Annotated in this window: 1 protein-coding gene; it reads right to left on the bottom strand. The window is 56.9% G+C overall.

All coding sequences use genetic code 11. The annotated features are described in order from the left end of the window. A partial coding sequence (locus tag LDN95_RS23065; protein WP_226019836.1) for an IS30 family transposase occupies positions 1 to 698 on the bottom strand: 698 nt, incomplete at its 3' end. Positions 699 to 770 lie beyond the last annotated feature (72 nt).

The following is a 770-nucleotide window of genomic DNA, read 5'->3' as shown; positions in this document are numbered from 1 at the left end:
TGGGGGAGGGGGCCAAGGTGGTGTTCGATCCCTGCCATGACGCCCATGGAATGGCGACTGGGGTTGCGCGTCAGCACGATGTATCGGCTGCGGCGTTCGACCAACGAAGTAAGATTGGATTTTCCAAATTCTTTCCTGAAAGCAATGAGATCGCCCTCCCAGTGACCAAACTGATTGCGTTCGCCAATCTCTTTGGGACGTTCTGCGATAGTGTTTGCCAGTGGGATATTGAGGCCTCGCGGCTTGCGCGCGTAGCGCTGACGCCGCGTCTTCCGCTGGCGCGGCAAATGGCTCCAGAGGCCTAACTGCCGACCCTCCGTGCCATACACAAACTGGTAGATGGTCTCGTGACAAACAGTGATGGGATTGGCCTTATCGAGTCTCAGGCGGCCAGCAATTTGCTCTGGTGACCAGCATTGCTGAAGATGTTCTACAATGCGCGCGGCAAGCTCACGATCACGGTTGACCTTGCCACCACAGACCCGGCGCGAAGCAGCTTTCCGGTGTGCGACACGACCGAAATAGCCACGGAACCAGGCGTCCTCGTCATAGAAGAAGTTGCGCCGCAGTTCACGATAGATTGTCGCTGGATGCCGCCGGAGTTCGGCGGCGATCCGGCCAACCGGCATGCAACGATCGCGCATGCGCATGATCGTATCACGCTCTTCAAGACTGAGATGTCGGTAGTTTCGAGCCATTGTGCATCCTCTTGAGTGGGGCACAAAGTGCCCGGAAATCCTCAAAATTCGCACTTCCAGATAGAATCCACC

Source organism: Novosphingobium sp. FKTRR1, assembly GCF_020404405.1.
Classification (GTDB): domain Bacteria; phylum Pseudomonadota; class Alphaproteobacteria; order Sphingomonadales; family Sphingomonadaceae; genus Novosphingobium.
The sequence above is the reverse complement of the archived record's forward strand: the minus strand, read 5'-3'. Positions and strand labels throughout refer to the sequence as shown.